This is a genomic window from Ihubacter sp. rT4E-8 (genome assembly GCF_049852125.1).
GTDB lineage: Bacteria > Bacillota > Clostridia > Peptostreptococcales > Anaerovoracaceae > Senimuribacter.
The window spans coordinates 1,378,409-1,394,370 of the sequence record NZ_CP187532.1 but is presented as its reverse complement, the minus strand read 5'-3'; the positions used below and the strand labels follow the sequence as shown (position 1 = coordinate 1,394,370).

Sequence of the window (15,962 nt, the reverse complement as noted above, 5' to 3'; positions counted from 1 at the left end):
TCTTTCTACTCAATTATTCTTCATACTTTCGTCAAACTCTGCTTTAATAACAGCTAAAAGCTCTGGATCACAGAGGATTTCCAATCCTGTCAGTGCCAAAGCCTCCGCTCCCAAACGAATCGCCCTGTCCCCTGCTTCCGTAACAGTCACATCAGCAAACTCATTGGTATGCAACTGCAAATCCGGACAGCCTAGACCAATCCATGGATGAATCGCCGGTACGACCTGACTGACATCTCCCATATCCGTAGAACCTGTACTGTCAATATGAGGCATCTCACCGCCCCCTATAGCCATATAGTGCTTATCAAAGATATCCGCCAGCGTTCTATTGGTAACCATATCCTTATTTCCGGGCTCATTGTTCCAAATTTTATAGGTTGTGCCTACTGCCGCGCATGCAGCCTGTGCGCACCGTTCAAACAAATCGCGTATTTTTCGAATATCCTTCATAGAGCTTGCTCTTACCAGATATTTGACAGACGCGTGAGCAGGGATCATGCTGCACTTCTCACCGCCATCTACAAATACACCGTAAATATTGGTATTCTTCAAATACTGCTTCTCAAATCCAATCAGACTGTAAAAATGAACTGCCGCATCCAGTGCATTGATGCCGTCCTCCGGTGCTGCGCCCGCATGGGAAGCCTTACCGTAGAACTCAACCTGCCATGCGTCCAAAGCTGTTGTCTTTCCACTGGACATGTTAACCGGACTCGGATGAATCGTCATTGCCACATCCACCTGATCAAAAACTCCGTTTTCCGCCATAGGCGCCTTTGTAACAAAACATTCCTCCGCTGGTGTGCCAAACAAAATCACCTTACCACCAGTTTCCTTCACTGCCTCCTGTAACGCAAATGCTGCTCCCATTGGCGCTGTCGCTATGATATTATGGCCGCAGCCGTGACCCATTGTCGGAAGCGCGTCATATTCGCAGGTCAATCCGATGGAAGGGCCCGGTCTTCCGCTGTCATAGACAGCCTGAAAGCTATATGGTATGTCTAAAATATTCCGGGTTACATCAAAGCCGTGCTCCTCCATGGTTTTTGTCAGCAGCGCGCTTGCCTTTTCTTCTTCACCGCCAATCTCCGGATTTTCATACAGATAGGTTCTGATGGAAGTCAATTCCTCCATGTTCTGTTCTACAACCTCAATCATCTTTTCCTTTAACTTTATGTCCATAGCGTACACCTCTTTTTCTTCAGAATATATTTATCATACCACAAATGACTACTTGTTACAATTTTTCTTTCAACAGCTCCACCATCAAATTACCATCAATATTACCGCCGCTCATAATCAGAGCAATATTTTTGCCGCCGATTCTTTCTGCCTCATCCATCACAGCGGCCACAGCAGCCGCGCTGGCGCCTTCTACGATATACTTTTCCTCTTTTATCATGTGTTTTACCGCCTTACGTATAGACCGTTCTTTTACCTGAATGAAATCATCTACATAGTCTTCCAGAATCTCATAAGCGAGTTTTCCAACTCCGCCAACCAACGCGTCGCAAATCGTATCGCCGGTTACCGGATATTCTTCGTAAAACACATGGTCGGAAAAGGATTTGATCATAGCCGGACAGGCCTCTGTCTGCACGCCGATGATACGAATCTCTGGCTTGATTGCCTTTGCCGCGACAGCAATGCCTGTGATCAGACCACCGCCTCCGATAGGAACGACGATGGTATCGACAGACGGATTTTGTTTGAGAATTTCCACGGCAATTGTTCCTTGCCCGCCATAAATCTTAGGATCATCGTAATATGCGTCAATGTAGGTCAAACCATTTTCCTGAATATATGACATGCCCAAAGCATGAGCCTCATCATAGTTTCTCCCCATCAAAAGCGCATCGGCCCCATAAAACTGAATCTTGTCTATCTTCGCCTGGGGCGTAGTCTCAGGCACGATAATCTTTGCATTTTCGATACCCAAAAGCTTTGCGCCATAGCTGACAGAGGCGCCGTGATTCCCGGAAGAAATCGTTGCTACGCCTATCTTCCGTTCTTCTTCTGTCAGCGTTGTCATCTTGCTCAGCGCCCCTCTGATTTTGAAGCTCTTTACCGTTTGATTGCATTCCAGCTTAAAATAATACTGCCTGCCGGTTTCTTTGCCAAGGTAAATAGACGGCTCTAAAGGTGTTAAATAAACGTAATCGCGAATCCGATCATACGCCTCAAAGACTTCGCGGGCTGAAAACGGCTGTTGTTTGTGATCCATTACTTGTACCTCCTGTTTCAAAAAAGAAAGCATCCCTGATCTGCCCCTCCACGAAAGTGGCCCTAGCGGGACAAAACCGGCATGCTGTCATATCCTTACCCGGGGGTAAGAAAAGCGTTCATGTGATTAAGTTAATATACATTATAGACAATGAAATGATCTGTGTCAATGGAAAAAACAGTTAATTTTTTCCTACTTTTTCTCCTTTGAGCCTAATCAACACATATTCGCACTTTCCTTCCGTCCGCACCGGATAGCCCCAGCCTGTAAAGCCAGAGGAGACGATTACTTTGCACGTTTCACCATCATATAATCCGTAGTTATAGCTGCCGCTTGCCTGCAGCAATAACCCGAGCGGCCAGATCTGCCCCGCATGGGTATGACCGGAAAGCATCAAATCCACGCCTGCAGAAGCACATTCCCCCACATCAACGGGTTGATGATCCGCTACTATGATATACTGTTCACGGCTTACACCCTGCAGAATCGCTTCCATCGAATTTCGTTCGCCGGGCAGCCCATAACCGGCGTCATCCCTGCCAACCAAAACCAACGTGTCGTCAATTTTCATAAAAGAATCTGCCAGCAGTATAATCTCATTTTCCGCCAAAACCTGTTCCAGGTCTTGTCTGCTGTAAGCCTTTTTCTCTGTATAATTCTGCAGATCGTGGTTTCCATAAACATAGTAAACGACGTATTTAGTATCGACATTGCCGAAAATGCGAAATACATCCTCCATCTGTGCCCGGCTCGTACCCTCCTCGACGATATCACCGCCCAGTATGAGTACATCCGGTCTGCGCGCACTGAGCGCCGCCATCTCTTTTTCTAAAAGTTTTGTGTCCTGCACTGTACCGTAATGAGTATCCGTAACCAATGCAATTTCATAGGTTCCAATGCGTTTTTCCGACGTTATTTCATACACGGTTTCATGAATTCGGTCCATATTCACCGCACCGAAGCCAATCAAAAGAATCGCCATAGCCACGGGAAGCAGACAACATTTTCGCTGCAAATTTACAATCTTTTCATCACGCTCTTTCCACCTGCGCCATATGGACCGCAAAATCCAGAACAATAAATGCAATATTCCAGCGAACAGAAGCGAACAGAAGCGTATAGAGGATAGCTAGCGCCAGTACGTGCATTGGATTTGTACAGATGCCTGCCGACACCAAAGTCAGCAGCCAGTGAAATGCTCGCACTTTACTTTCTTGCAGATCTAAATGCAAACAGGTAAAAATCTGCTGTAAATACCGATACGCGCAGAATCCTACCAATATAGTCACAAGTCCTAAAACGACGTAAAACATTTTCTCTCCTTATAAAAGATCATACAGCCTGTACATCGCAAGCAAATTCTGATACGTCAGCTTATTCCCCATGAGCTGCCGGTAAGTAGCAGACTTTTCTTTTCCATCGGCTTTCAGCGCTGCCATCTTTTCGTTCGTTTTGTCATATTCCTGCTGTACAAAGGTCAGCATTTTCTTAAAGGCCGCCAGCCGTTTTTCGTCCATCTGTTCCATTTGCTCCCTCTACTTTCTCACTTCATAAGCGATATAACTGTGATCAAACACGTAACCCAGCTGCTGCGCCAGCGCCAGAGACGCCTTGTTATAGGCGTCCCAACTGGGATAGAGGTTCTGTTCCAAACATTTGCAGATCAGCGCCGCACCGCATACGCGAGCAAGCCCCTTTCTGCGCCAGTCGGTTCTGGTGTCGATTTCAATCTCAATGCCGCCGTTGTAGACGCTGTAAGAGGACGCGCCGCAGATAAGTTCCCCCTGATGTAAAAGGGCTGTTCCAACGCCCTTCTCCCGGTATGATTCGTAATCCTCATACTGTGACACCAAATCCCGGCTCCATTCCATGGATTTTGCCCTATCAAAAATTTCTTCGTCGATCGGTGCAAGGGTCAATCCTGCAGGCACCGCAGAAGCCAATTGGCAAAGTCTTGCCAGATCAAAGCTGGCGACCTTTTTGGTGGCATAGCGAGTAAACTTCTTCGCCTGTTCTCCGAAAAAGTCCTCTATCAAATCACCCAGCGCGTCGTTTGCCGGAACCATGATGCAGAAGTCGTGACAGACACCCTTTGCGAAGGATGTCAAAAAATCAAGAGAAGGCGCTCCCGCTAAAAAGCAGAAGTCGCCCAGCGCTGCAGCCGCCGATTTCGGATGTACTGCGTCATCTGTATAAATCTCGCCCATGACGCCCTGCAGGCAGGACCAAATCATAGTCTCATCCCAGCCAGCAAACAGCTGTGCAAGGCTTCGATTTCTCGCGTTCCCATCAAAAAGATACATCGTTACCTCCTATCAAACACGCCCTATTGGATCTCCAGTCTCAATCCTACGCCAACCTCAGTAACCGGCAGTTCCGCCAGCATTGCCGCCTTTGCCGCAAGGGACACACAGTGACACGGGTAAAGCTTCTCGATACCACACTCTTTCAAATACCGGATGGTTTCAGATAGCTGCCGCCCTGGTTCAAACAGATGAAATCCGCCGATGACGCTGGCAATACGGGTATCCTCGCATACCTCCTTTGCGTATTCGATGATGTTGCAGATTCCACTGTGAGAACAGCCGCTGATAATAAAGAGTCCGTCTTTTCCCTGGTATACCAGGGCGGAATCATCCATGACGAAATCATCTTCCCAAAGACCGTCTTTCAGCCGTCTGCCAATGGGCTCTTTTGCCTCAAAATCATTCCGTCTCGGAATTTCGCCCAAAAAAACCAGTTTTTCCGTCAGATACACCGGCATGCGGAACGGCGCATAGTTTACGATTTGCGCCGCTTCCTCCGCAGAAAACGGCGCGCCGAACACATCGGTATCATCCTCCCTCGGCAGAAAACAGTCCGGGTGGGCAATCAGCGACACCTGTGATAAATCTATCTTTTCTTTCAGAAAGGAAAATCCCCTGGTATGATCGTTATGACCGTGTGAAAAAACAATATGGGTCAGTTTCGACAGATCAATATCCATTTTCTTCGCGTTTCCAAGCAGAATATCCGAATAACCGGTATCCAGCAAAATGCGCTTGCCGTCTTCTTCGATATAAAAGCTGGCGGCCGGTTCCCCAAGATAATAAGCATCGATGTACGTATTGTTATCTACCAGTACTTGTAACTTCATTTGACATTTCCCTTTCCGTTTACTTATACTTCTTTTTCATACTCCAGAATATCTCCCGGCTGACAGTTCAATACTTCGCAAATAGCGCTCAGGGTGGAAAACCGTATCGCTGTAACCTTGTTGTTTTTAATCTTCGATAAGTTTACATTGGAAATCCCCACCTTCTCCGCCAGTTCATTGAGGGAGATTTTTCGTTCTACCATCATGCGGTCAAGCCGCAATATGATTTTTCCCATAGCGCTCCTCCTATAACAATCCGTCTACGTCTTCTTCCAGTTTCAGTCCTCTGGAAAAAACCTGGGTCAGACAAAGCACCACAAGACCAGTCATAAAACCGTCTAAATCCGCACCGGTTTCCACCAGATCCACACCGATTACAAGCTTTGCAATGTAGGAAAGCGTTAGCCCAACCAGCGGCATTGATACATAAAAGATACCGATTTCTTTCACCATGCGCACATTGTCCTTTTGAAACGGCGTGCTGTTTTTCGATTTTTTGATAATCAGATACACGTTGCGAAATACCATAGCCATCAGCGGTAAGAGCAGTGCGCCCGCAATGGCGAACATGGTGACAGCGGACATCATAACGGTTCCAGACGAATCGGTTCCGCTAATTTCAAAGCTATAAACTTTCAGCGTACCATCGCCGCCTCTAATGGCGCTGCCCAGAGCCTCTAACAACCAGTCTGGCGCTGCAAAAGAGCAAATAAACAGCCCTAGCATAGTAGCTCCGCCAATCCAGTGCAGTAATTCCGCAATCTTTGTTGCCGCCATAGCAGCTTTATTCATTTTTTCCATTCCAATTCTCCTCATATCTTTCTGTATAGAATCCTAAAAGCTGGCCAGCTTCGTTTATGAGACTATCATACCACAAGTTTTTATATTTATCAATATATTTTTAATGTTTATCGATAAATATTTTTCGTTTATCATAAATAAAAGAATTGAAATGTTTTTCTTCCAGGCAAACACTTTCCCACCAGACAAACACAGCCGGAAGATTGCTCTCCCGGCTGATTCCATCAGTCGATATGTTTTTCGTTCTTTCGATCTCTGCCCATGAGCAGTTCCACCGCCTCACGAGCTGTAATTTTCTCGTTGATACAATTGTAAATGCACTCTGTAATCGGCATCTCTACGCCAACCTTCTGTGCAAGCTGATACGCCGCTTCCGCCGTAAACATACCTTCCACAACCATGCCTACCTTTTCAACGGCTTCGCTTGGTTTGACGCCTTCACCGATCATAATGCCGCAGCGGCGATTTCTGGAATGCATACTGGTGCAGGTCACAATCAGATCTCCGATACCGGTAAGTCCAGAGAAGGTAGCCACATCCGCCCCCAGCTTCGCGCCGAGACGGCACATTTCTGTAACGCCGCGGGTCATTAGCGCCGCTTTCGCATTGTCGCCAAAACCAATTCCATCGGAGATACCAGCGCCCAGGGCGATGATATTTTTCAGAGAGCCACCCAATTCCACACCACAGACGTCATCATTGGTGTACACTCTGAAACGCTCTGTCATGAAAATATCCTGTATGTACTCTGCCAGCGCCATATCCTTGGAAGCCACCGCAACTGTTGTCGGCAGCGCCCTGCCTACTTCCTCCGCATGGGACGGACCGGAAAGCACCACATACTTTACATCCGGTTTCAGAAGATATGCGATTTCGCTCATACGCATCAGAGTTCCCTGTTCGATTCCCTTTGCCACGTTGACGACAACCATGTCATCCTCAAGAAACGGAATCGCATTCTCAAAAGCGCTTCTAAAATGCTGCGCGGGCGTGGAAAACAAAGCGACCTCCGCCCCAGAAAGCGCTTCCTGCGCGGTGCTGACAATCTGCAGATGATCGCCAAATTTAATCCCCGGCAAATATCTAACATTTTCCCGGTTTTCCTGCATTTCCTTTACATGCTCGGAATTGACATCACACATTTTAACCTGATGTCCTTTATTGCTCAATGTCAATGCAAGGGCTGTACCCCAGCTGCCAGCGCCGATTACGCCGATTGTTTTCATCATATATGTCACCTTTCTATTTCTTTTTAAAACTCAGCTTGTTTTCCTCACCTCGGAAAATGCGTCCGATATTGCTTCTATGTGCATACAACATAATTAACGCCATGACGCACCCAATCCAGAAAAATTCGCGTTCCATCCGCCATGCAAGAACCGGAAAAGAAATCGCCGCGATTACAGAACCCATAGAAACCATTCTGGTCAGCAATACCGTGACAGCCACGATGGCAAGCGCCAGCAACGCCAGCTGCCAGTTGACGCCCAGAATCGCGCCGAAGGCTACCGCGACGCCTTTTCCTCCTTTAAATCGAAACAAGACCGGCCAAATATGACCAATAAAAGCAGCCAGCGCGCAATACATCGCAGCCATAGGACCGGCAAGCAAAAATCCAACCTTTACCGCCAGAAAGCCTTTCCCGATATCGATAACCAATGTAATCACTGCCGCTTTTTTCCCAAGCACCCGCAGCGCATTGGTAGTGCCGGCATTGCCGCTTCCCTCTTTTTTGATGTCCTTACCTGCGGCTCTTGCAAGCAGTGTGGACGGGGAAATATTTCCCAGGAAATAGGCGATCACGATAGAGAGTACCATGGCTGTCACGGAAGATACTTCAAAAATCCCAGCCATGCTTACTCCTCCTTTTCGCCCTTTTCGCGGAATACAAATTTAATTGAAGTGCCCTCGAAGCCGTAGCTGTCGCGTATTTTATTTTCCAAATATCTGGCATAGGAAAAATGCATCAGATCCCGCTTGTTAATCTGGAAAGAAAATAACGGCGGCTTCACGCCTACCTGTGTTACATAATAAATCTTCAGCCGCTTTCCCTTATCTGACGGCGGCTGCTTCATCATGGTCGCGTCAGTAACCAAACTGTTCAGCTGACCGGTTGGAACTCGCATCGCTCTCTTTTCCGCAACCACCTTACTAAGTCGAATCACGTCCAGAACTCTCTGCCGATCTTTTACCGAAATAAATACACATGGCGCGTAAGACATGAACTGCAGTTCAGACTGAATAACTTTCGTATAATCACGCATGGTATTCGTCTCTTTTTTAATCAAATCCCATTTGTTAACTACAACAATGATGCCTTTCCCCGCTTCATGAGCAACGCCTGCAATCTTTTTGTCCTGTTCTGTAACGCCTTCCTCTGCATCGATCATCAAAAGGCACACGTCGCAGCGTTCGATAGCCGCCACTGCACGAATCACAGAGTATCTCTCGATATCCTCGTTCACCTTGCTTTTCCGGCGAATACCTGCTGTATCGATCAGAGTATATTGATCCCCGTCCCATGCAAACGGCGTGTCGATGGAATCTCTGGTCGTTCCGGCTATTGGCGATACAATAACTCTGTTTTCACCAATCAGACAATTGATCAGAGACGATTTACCTACGTTCGGCTTGCCGATAACAGCAACCTTGATATCATCTTCATCCTCCTCCAGAGCTTCCTGCGGAAAGCTTTCTACGATTTCATCCAGTACATCGCCGAAATTCAGCATATTGGCAGCCGAAATAGCAACCGGCTCACCAATACCCAGCTCATAGAAATCATAAAAATCCACAGGTAAATTTCTTGGATTATCAATTTTATTTACTATAAGGATGACTTTTTTTCCGGTACGGCGCAGCATCGTAGCTACCTCCTGATCGGCATGAGTCAACCCTTCTTTTCCATCCACCATAAAAAGAATCACATCTGCCATATCCATGGCAATCTGCGCCTGTTCTCTCATCTGTGACAAAATAATATCCTGACTGGCAGGTTCAATGCCGCCGGTATCAATAATAGCAAAGTGGATACCATTCCACTCCGCCTCCGCATAAATTCTATCTCTTGTAACGCCTGGCGTGTCCTCCACAATAGCTACCCGTCTTCCTACAATCCGATTAAAGAAAGTGGATTTACCTACATTTGGACGTCCCACCACAGCTACAATTGGTTTACTCACTGAAAATCCCTCCTGCAAATTCTAACGGATCGAACTCCATCAGATCTTCCATAGCTTCGCCTACGCCGATATACTTGATCGGCAGATCAAATTCATCAGAAATTGTAATAGCGATACCTCCCTTTGCCGTACCGTCAAGCTTTGTCAAAACAACCCCGGTAATTTCCGCTGCTTCATTGAATTCCTTTGCCTGAGAAATTGCGTTTTTACCAGTGGTCGCATCCAAAACCAGCAACGTCTCTCTGGCTGCTTCCGGATATTCGCGGCTGATCACCTTATTCATCTTTTCAAGCTCTGCCATCAGGTTCTTCTTTGTCTGCAGCCGTCCCGCCGTGTCACAGATCAGCACATCCATATGCTTAGCCTTTGCTGACTGAATCGCGTCAAAGATTACCGCCGAAGGGTCTGCTCCTTCCTGATGCTTTACTGTATTAACACCAATCCGCTGTCCCCAGATTTCCAACTGTTCTCCTGCCGCGGCACGAAAAGTATCTGCAGCTGCCAGTAATACCGTCTTTCCCTCACTGCGCAGCTTATGCCCGATCTTAGCGATAGAGGTTGTCTTACCCCCGCCGTTAATGCCGATCATCAAAATCACAAGAGGCGTGTCTTCACAAAGCTGGTTCCGCTCTCCTTTGTCCATAAGTCCGGCAATAACCTTGGCCAATTCTTCTCTGATATTTTCCGGATTGGAAATATAATTATCCTTAACGCTTTTTCGGAGATCCTCCATAATCTTCATAGTGGTATCCATGCCGATATCAGATGTGATCAGAATTTCCTCTAATTCATCCATAAGATCCTCATCAATTTCAGAGCGACCCATAATGGCGTCCCCAATTCTTTCAGACAATCTGCCGAAAAAGCCTTTTTTTTCTTTAAATAATGCCATTCCTTTTCCTTTCTGTCTGTATATATGTATTACAGTTCAAAATTATCTCCGAGCCGTAGACTCAAAACTCTGGAAATACCCTGTTCCGGCATAGTCACTCCATAAAGCACATCGGCATGCTCCATCGTCGCCTTCTGGTGTGTTACAAGCGTGAACTGAATATTGTCAAAGTTTCGCAAATACTTAGCGAATCGATCGATATTCGCATCATCCAAAGCAGCCTCTACCTCATCCAAAATACAAAACGGAGTCGGTTTTACTTTTAGCACTGCAAACATCAAAGCGATAGCAGTCATGGTTTTCTCTCCACCGCTCATCAAGTTAATATTCTGTAATTTTTTACCCGGCGGCTGTGCAACAATATCAATACCCGACTCCAGAGGATTTTCCTCATCCTCCATAGAAAGCCGCGCGTGTCCTCCGCCAAACAGCTGGCGGAAAATTTCCTCGAAAGCTATCGCAACCTGATCAAAATTATCTTTAAAGCGACGCCGTATGGTCTGATCCATCTCGCCAATAATATCTCTCAGTTCATCCATCGCAGTTGTGATATCTCTGCGCTGTTCCGTTAAAAAGCTGTAACGTTGACTTACAGATTCGTATTCCTTAATAGCGCCTACGTTAATATCTCCCAGCTCACGAATCCTATTTCTGATTTCACGGCTCTCTTTTACTGACGTCGACATAACAAAGTCTTCTCTGCGCAAATCCAGAGCCTGAATATACGATATTTCAAAGTCCTCCCAAAGCCGTTCCTTCAGGGTATCCAGCTGTGTGTCATTTCTTGCTGCTTTAATCTCTAGCTGATATTTCTGATCTCTATAACGATTCAGCTTGCCTGTGCTTTCCTGATGACGGGCTGACATCTGAGAAATCTTGTCTAACAAAGCTGAACGCTCTGCAGCTACTTGCTGAATATACGCCTCTGCCGCCTTCTTTTCTTCCATCAACGCTTCTGTATTTTCACGCGCGTCGTCACTGCCGAAAACCAGTCTATCCTGTTCCTCGTTTAAAGCTTGCTGCTGCCGGCATTTTTCTTCTATCTGGAAAGTATAGTCGCCTATTGCATCCACAATACGGTCTAATAATGCTTCTATACTGCTTTTTTTCCCTTCCCAGTCCCGCACGCTGATCCGCGTAGTCGTAATTGTTTCACTGGCTTCTTCCAATACCGCTTTCTTTTCTTCATAACGGCTCATGGCTTCTTCTACTTGATTTTCCGCCTCACCGATCACTTTCTCCGCGTCTGCTGCCTGCTGATTAAGTTCCTTAACCATACGATGAGCGTCGCCAATTTCCTTATCATTGGTCGCCAGTTCCTTTTCAAACCGCTTGCTGTCTGACATGCTGCTGTCCATAGCCTCATTCAGCGCATGAATCGTACTGCTCAGAGAAGCTTCACTAAGCTCTGCATCACGTTTTTCTTCTTCTCTGATGGAGATAGCATTGCGAAGTTCCTCTATACGATCCGCGATTTGACGGTTTTCTTCGGAATAATCCAAAACCTTTTTGCGGAGATCTTCGATTTCCTTTTCTAACGCTGTAATTTCGCTACGCCGTTCCAACAAATTCGCAGTCTTATTCCTGTATTTTCCTCCTGTAATCGCACCGTTGGCATTGATAATTTCTCCGTCCATCGTAACAAAGCGAACACTACTTCCTGCTATTTTGGAAAGACGAATTGCCGTATCCATCGTATCCACTATAGCTACTCTGCCCAGAAGGTACTCAAAGATTTGCTTGTGCTCTGACTTAAATCTAACACAATCAGAAGCAAGGCCTTTGTACCCAGAATCCGATGTTAATTTTCCATCCAGTCTGACTGAACTGCCTTTGATCGAAGATACTGGCAAAAAAGTCAGTCTACCGGCTCGATTTTCCTTCAAAGCAAGGATAGCCCGTTTTGCCGACGCATCCGTATCGCATACAATGTTTTGCATTTGCGCGCCCAAAGCAGTTTCTACGGCTACTTCATAGCCTGACGGTACTTCCATCAATTCCGCCACGACTCCCTGAATACCAGATAAACCGGCACGCATAATATATTTTACCGCAAAATTATATCCTTCATAGTTATTCTCCATCTCCTCGATAGTTTTTTTCCGAGCTGCCTTCTGTCCTCCAGCCAGCTTGAGTTCCTCTATTTTTAAAGATAAATCCTTCTGACGATTAACTAAGACAGTTCGTTCTTCTCCCAAATTTCGAATTTCATCATGCAACGTTTGCCGTTGCTCTGTGATTTCCTCCTTATGACGCATTGCCTCATTTAGCTGCGCAACCTGATCCGCACTGCTTCTCTCCGCTTCGTCTGCGCTATCCAAAATCTGCTGCTTTCTCTTTTCCAGTGCATCAATAATACTTTCATAGCTTTTAGCCTCGCTGCGCTTTGATGAAACCTGGTTATGCAATCTGTAGATCTGCTCTCTGCCATTATCTATCGTTTCTGTCAACGCGGCAGCTTCCGCCGAAAGATTGCTATGTACTATAATACTCTCCTGCAGCTGCGCGTCAGCCTCCTGATGCTTTGCTGCTATCTCAACTCTGGATTTTTCCAGCTCTGCGCGATTCTTTTCTTCCTTTTCCAGCTTATCCCGCAAAACATCTATTTCGTCTGTAAGCCGTTGCTGATCCTGATCTATTCGAGACAAACGTTCCTGGTTCAACTGGCTTTGGCTCGTCAACCGGTTAATAGCCTCAACAGTTTCCATCAGCTTATCTCTTGCTTCGTTAGAAAGCTTCTCCAGGGATTCACTGCGTTGCCGGTCTTCCTCCAACTGACGGCCGGCTGCGGCCTCCTCTGTCTCAATAGCCTGAATTTCCTTTGTTAGATTTTCAATATCGCCGCGATAAGTCTCGTTCTTTGACTGAATACCTTCAATATTTTTCAAGGTAATGTTGATCTCCAAATCACGATATCGCTCTTTCAGCTGCAGATATTCCTTCGCCTTAGCGCTGTCCTCGCGTAATCCATCGATGCGACTTTCTATCTCAGCGATAATGTCGTTCACGCGCTCCAAATTACCGGAAGTTGATTCCAGCTTCCGTTCAGCTTCTGCCTTTTTGCTTTTATACAGCACTACCCCAGCGGCTTCTTCAAAAATTTCTCGCCGACTTTCCGGTTTGTTACTAACGATATCCGCGATCTTGCCCTGTCCGATTAGAGAGTATCCGTCCACACCAATTCCGGTATCCATAATTAATTCGCGAATATCTTTCAGCCTGCAATGATTGTTGTTGATCAAATACTCGCTTTCACCCGAACGGTACATCCGCCTTGTAATTGCAACTTCATTATAATCGATATCCAGAATACCCGCGGCATTGTCAATGACTAAGGTAACTTCAGCCATACCACGGGATTTTCTGCTGGCAGTACCTGCAAAAATAACTTCTTCCATTTTTCCGCCGCGCAACGCTTTAGGGCTCTGTTCTCCCAAAACCCATCTGATGGCGTCGCTGATATTACTCTTACCACTGCCATTAGGGCCAACAATTGCCGTTACCCCCTGGTGAAATTCTATAACTACCGGTTCTGCAAAAGATTTAAAACCATGCATTTCCAGTCTCTTAAAGTACATTCTGATTCATTCCTCCCTCTATGGTAGCCTTTGCTGCATTCTGCTCCGCCTCTTTTTTGCTCTTTCCACATCCGCTGCCAAGAGTTTTTCCATTGCACACAAGATGGACATAAAACGTTTTATCGTGATCCGGTCCAATCTCCTTATCAAGATGATAAGATATGACTGTTTTCTTTCCTCTTTTCTGCAAAGCTTCCTGTACCTGTGTCTTGTAATCAGTAAACAGTTTACCTTCCACGGCATCTTTAATCGTACCGGCAAACTCTCTTAATACAAATCTGACTGCTTCATCATAACCGCCATCCATATATATTGCGCCGATTACAGCCTCAACGGCATCCGCCATAATAGAATCTCTGTGCCTGCCTCCGGATAATTCTTCTCCCTTACCCATGTTTAAATAATCTCCGATATGCAGTCTGACCGCAACCTGAGCAAGAGACTTTTCACAGACGATGAGCGCTCTTGTCTTCGTCAATTTTCCTTCATCCATCTGAGATAAACGGTTATATAGCGCAACGCCGATAATAGCATCCAAAAAAGCATCGCCTAAAAATTCTAGACGCTCATTATTGTTCTTCGTCTCCACCGCATGTTCTCGACAAAAGGAACTATGCGTCAGAGCCTTGTTCAAAAGCTCTTTATCCTGAAAGGTATACTGAATTACTTTTTCAAAGTCACTGTTATTCACTGATCAAAATCTCCTCGATTTCTAATACTGAATTCTGTATGGTTTCCACCACTTTCTGTTCTACATACGGAATTGCTTTAATAATGGTCTGTTTCACCGCCAGCGCGTCCGACGAGCCGTGCATCTTCAGCATAGCTCCCTTTACACCCAGCAAAGGCGCGCCGCCGTATTCGGCATAATTAAATTCTTTTTTTATTCCCATAAGCTGATCTTTCAGGAGGACTGCCCCCATCTTTGATTTTGTAGTCGACATAAATCTGCGCTTCATCTCACGAAGTACCATAAGTCCCATGCCCTCTGTCAGCTTAATAATAGCATTACCTGTAAACCCATCAGTAACAATTACATCACAAGCGCCGTCAGGCAGCTCTCTTGCTTCCACACTACCGATAAAATTGAGTCTGCTCTTTGACAACAATTCATAAGCAGCCTTGGTCAGGGTAGTACCTTTACCTTCCTCCGTTCCGTTGTTCACAAGACCAATAGTCGGCTCGCTTCTGCCGATAACCTTCTCCATATAGATGCTGCCCATAGTAGCAAATTCCAACAGGTTCTGCGGCTTGCACTCCGCATTAGCTCCTGTATCCACCAGAATGGAAGGCTGCTTGCCGATAACAGGATATATAGTTGCCAGAGTCGGCCGGTCGATTCCCTGAATACGTCCCAGGATGAACAGGCCTCCAGCTAGCAAAGCGCCGGTACTTCCCGCTGAAAGGAACACGTCCGCTTCACCGTTCTTTACCATATTCAGACCTTTTACGATGGACGAGTCCTTCTTCGTCCGCACCGCTTTTACAGGCGCTTCATGATTGGTAATCACATCTGTCGCATGTACTATCTCTATCTGATCACCCGCGTATCTCTGTTCTTTCAGACAACGAACAATCTCATCCTCTTTACCGATGATTATAATTGTATCATCAATTTCTCTTGTAGCTGCAACAGCTCCCGCGACGATCTCCTTAGGCGCATGATCTCCGCCCATGCCGTCGATCAAAATCTTCATCTTCTTATCCTCCAAAAAAGCGGTGTAAACGTACATTATATTTTAACACAGCTGGCAGGTTTATGCAAGAAAAGGGAAAATTCTTATGCAGACCGCTTTTATTTCTAATTTAAGTGCAATCACGTAAAATAAAAAAGACGCAATCAGCCAACCAATGAGGAAGATCAGCGCGATAACGTCAAATTATTAAAACTGTTGAAGATGCTTGCGAAGGATGATACAGAGTTCCTCACTAATTCACAAATCTGCACAACTTTAAAAGCTCCGAAACGGTGGAGGTTTTGCAAGATCCGCTTTTTCGTGATCATTTGCACAACCTTTAGTTCTTTTTTACTTCTTTGGTTGTGCAATTGCCCTGCAATTCTTTCTATTTTGCACAACTGCCGCGTACGCATCGTCTGTCTGGTTGTGCATTCTCCTCTAGGAAGAAAGAATTTGCACAACTTTTA

At 46.0% G+C, this 15,962-nt stretch carries 16 protein-coding genes; all 16 read right to left on the bottom strand.

The window, feature by feature from the left end:
• Window positions 1–9: 9 nt before the first annotated feature.
• A complete protein-coding gene (locus ACPW7J_RS06920) occupies window positions 10–1,185 on the bottom strand; it encodes an amidohydrolase (protein ID WP_425757394.1) in 1,176 nt (391 codons plus the stop codon).
• A gap of 55 nt (window positions 1,186–1,240) precedes the next feature.
• The gene (locus ACPW7J_RS06915) at window positions 1,241–2,227 is read right to left on the bottom strand and encodes a threonine ammonia-lyase (protein WP_425757393.1); all 987 of its coding nucleotides are present in this window, start codon (window positions 2,225–2,227) and stop codon (window positions 1,241–1,243) included.
• Window positions 2,228–2,408: 181 nt separating this feature from the next.
• Entirely contained in the window at window positions 2,409–3,242 is an 834-nt protein-coding gene (locus ACPW7J_RS06910; RefSeq protein ID WP_425757391.1) for a metallophosphoesterase, read from the bottom strand.
• A 16-nt stretch (window positions 3,243–3,258) separates the two neighbouring features.
• On the bottom strand, window positions 3,259–3,540 hold the full coding sequence (locus ACPW7J_RS06905; protein WP_425757389.1) for a hypothetical protein: 282 nt from the start codon (window positions 3,538–3,540) through the stop codon (window positions 3,259–3,261).
• 9 nt (window positions 3,541–3,549) lie between these two features.
• Window positions 3,550–3,753 (bottom strand): hypothetical protein, encoded by a 204-nt coding sequence (locus ACPW7J_RS06900; RefSeq protein WP_425757388.1) that lies wholly within the window; start codon window positions 3,751–3,753, stop codon window positions 3,550–3,552.
• Between the two features lie 9 nt (window positions 3,754–3,762).
• Window positions 3,763–4,530, bottom strand: a complete 768-nt coding sequence (locus tag ACPW7J_RS06895; protein ID WP_425757386.1) for a GNAT family N-acetyltransferase — start codon at window positions 4,528–4,530, stop codon at window positions 3,763–3,765.
• Window positions 4,531–4,553: 23 nt separating this feature from the next.
• Window positions 4,554–5,363: an MBL fold metallo-hydrolase gene (locus ACPW7J_RS06890; protein ID WP_425757384.1), complete on the bottom strand. Its 810-nt coding sequence runs from the start codon at window positions 5,361–5,363 to the stop codon at window positions 4,554–4,556.
• Window positions 5,364–5,386: 23 nt separating this feature from the next.
• Window positions 5,387–5,599: a helix-turn-helix domain-containing protein gene (locus ACPW7J_RS06885; protein WP_161873269.1), complete on the bottom strand. Its 213-nt coding sequence runs from the start codon at window positions 5,597–5,599 to the stop codon at window positions 5,387–5,389.
• Between the two features lie 10 nt (window positions 5,600–5,609).
• Window positions 5,610–6,164 carry a hypothetical protein gene (locus ACPW7J_RS06880; protein ID WP_425757382.1) on the bottom strand — a complete coding sequence of 185 codons (555 nt, stop codon included), beginning with the start codon at window positions 6,162–6,164 and terminating at the stop codon, window positions 5,610–5,612.
• Between the two features lie 224 nt (window positions 6,165–6,388).
• Window positions 6,389–7,393, bottom strand: a complete 1,005-nt coding sequence (locus ACPW7J_RS06875; protein ID WP_425757380.1) for an NAD(P)H-dependent glycerol-3-phosphate dehydrogenase — start codon at window positions 7,391–7,393, stop codon at window positions 6,389–6,391.
• A gap of 13 nt (window positions 7,394–7,406) precedes the next feature.
• Entirely contained in the window at window positions 7,407–8,018 is a 612-nt protein-coding gene (plsY, locus tag ACPW7J_RS06870) for a glycerol-3-phosphate 1-O-acyltransferase PlsY (protein WP_425757378.1), read from the bottom strand.
• Between the two features lie 2 nt (window positions 8,019–8,020).
• Window positions 8,021–9,346, bottom strand: a complete 1,326-nt coding sequence (der, locus tag ACPW7J_RS06865) for a ribosome biogenesis GTPase Der (RefSeq protein ID WP_425757376.1) — start codon at window positions 9,344–9,346, stop codon at window positions 8,021–8,023.
• Window positions 9,339–10,238, bottom strand: coding sequence for a signal recognition particle-docking protein FtsY (ftsY, locus tag ACPW7J_RS06860; protein ID WP_425757374.1), 900 nt, complete (start codon window positions 10,236–10,238; stop codon window positions 9,339–9,341). Before ftsY ends, der begins: the two co-directional genes overlap by 8 nt.
• A 29-nt stretch (window positions 10,239–10,267) precedes the next feature.
• Window positions 10,268–13,816 (bottom strand): chromosome segregation protein SMC, encoded by a 3,549-nt coding sequence (gene smc / locus ACPW7J_RS06855; protein WP_425757372.1) that lies wholly within the window; start codon window positions 13,814–13,816, stop codon window positions 10,268–10,270.
• Entirely contained in the window at window positions 13,806–14,507 is a 702-nt protein-coding gene (gene rnc / locus ACPW7J_RS06850; RefSeq protein ID WP_425757370.1) for a ribonuclease III, read from the bottom strand. Before rnc ends, smc begins: the two co-directional genes overlap by 11 nt.
• On the bottom strand, window positions 14,500–15,513 hold the full coding sequence (gene plsX / locus ACPW7J_RS06845) for a phosphate acyltransferase PlsX (protein ID WP_425757368.1): 1,014 nt from the start codon (window positions 15,511–15,513) through the stop codon (window positions 14,500–14,502). Before plsX ends, rnc begins: the two co-directional genes overlap by 8 nt.
• Window positions 15,514–15,962 lie beyond the last annotated feature (449 nt).

Excerpts from the sequence above, each read along its gene's own strand:
- ACPW7J_RS06920 (WP_425757394.1), bottom strand. The coding sequence starts at position 1,185 with ATGGACATAAAGTTAAAGGAAAAGATGATTGAGGTTGTAGAACAGAAC.
- ACPW7J_RS06915 (WP_425757393.1), bottom strand. The coding sequence starts at position 2,227 with ATGGATCACAAACAACAGCCGTTTTCAGCCCGCGAAGTCTTTGAGGCG.
- ACPW7J_RS06905 (WP_425757389.1), bottom strand. The coding sequence starts at position 3,540 with ATGTTTTACGTCGTTTTAGGACTTGTGACTATATTGGTAGGATTCTGC.
- ACPW7J_RS06900 (WP_425757388.1), bottom strand. The coding sequence starts at position 3,753 with ATGGAACAGATGGACGAAAAACGGCTGGCGGCCTTTAAGAAAATGCTG.
- ACPW7J_RS06895 (WP_425757386.1), bottom strand. The coding sequence starts at position 4,530 with ATGTATCTTTTTGATGGGAACGCGAGAAATCGAAGCCTTGCACAGCTG.
- ACPW7J_RS06890 (WP_425757384.1), bottom strand. The coding sequence starts at position 5,363 with ATGAAGTTACAAGTACTGGTAGATAACAATACGTACATCGATGCTTAT.
- ACPW7J_RS06885 (WP_161873269.1), bottom strand. The coding sequence starts at position 5,599 with ATGGGAAAAATCATATTGCGGCTTGACCGCATGATGGTAGAACGAAAA.
- ACPW7J_RS06880 (WP_425757382.1), bottom strand. The coding sequence starts at position 6,164 with ATGGAAAAAATGAATAAAGCTGCTATGGCGGCAACAAAGATTGCGGAA.
- ACPW7J_RS06875 (WP_425757380.1), bottom strand. The coding sequence starts at position 7,393 with ATGATGAAAACAATCGGCGTAATCGGCGCTGGCAGCTGGGGTACAGCC.
- plsY (WP_425757378.1), bottom strand. The coding sequence starts at position 8,018 with ATGGCTGGGATTTTTGAAGTATCTTCCGTGACAGCCATGGTACTCTCT.
- ftsY (WP_425757374.1), bottom strand. The coding sequence starts at position 10,238 with ATGGCATTATTTAAAGAAAAAAAAGGCTTTTTCGGCAGATTGTCTGAA.
- smc (WP_425757372.1), bottom strand. The coding sequence starts at position 13,816 with ATGTACTTTAAGAGACTGGAAATGCATGGTTTTAAATCTTTTGCAGAA.
- plsX (WP_425757368.1), bottom strand. The coding sequence starts at position 15,513 with ATGAAGATTTTGATCGACGGCATGGGCGGAGATCATGCGCCTAAGGAG.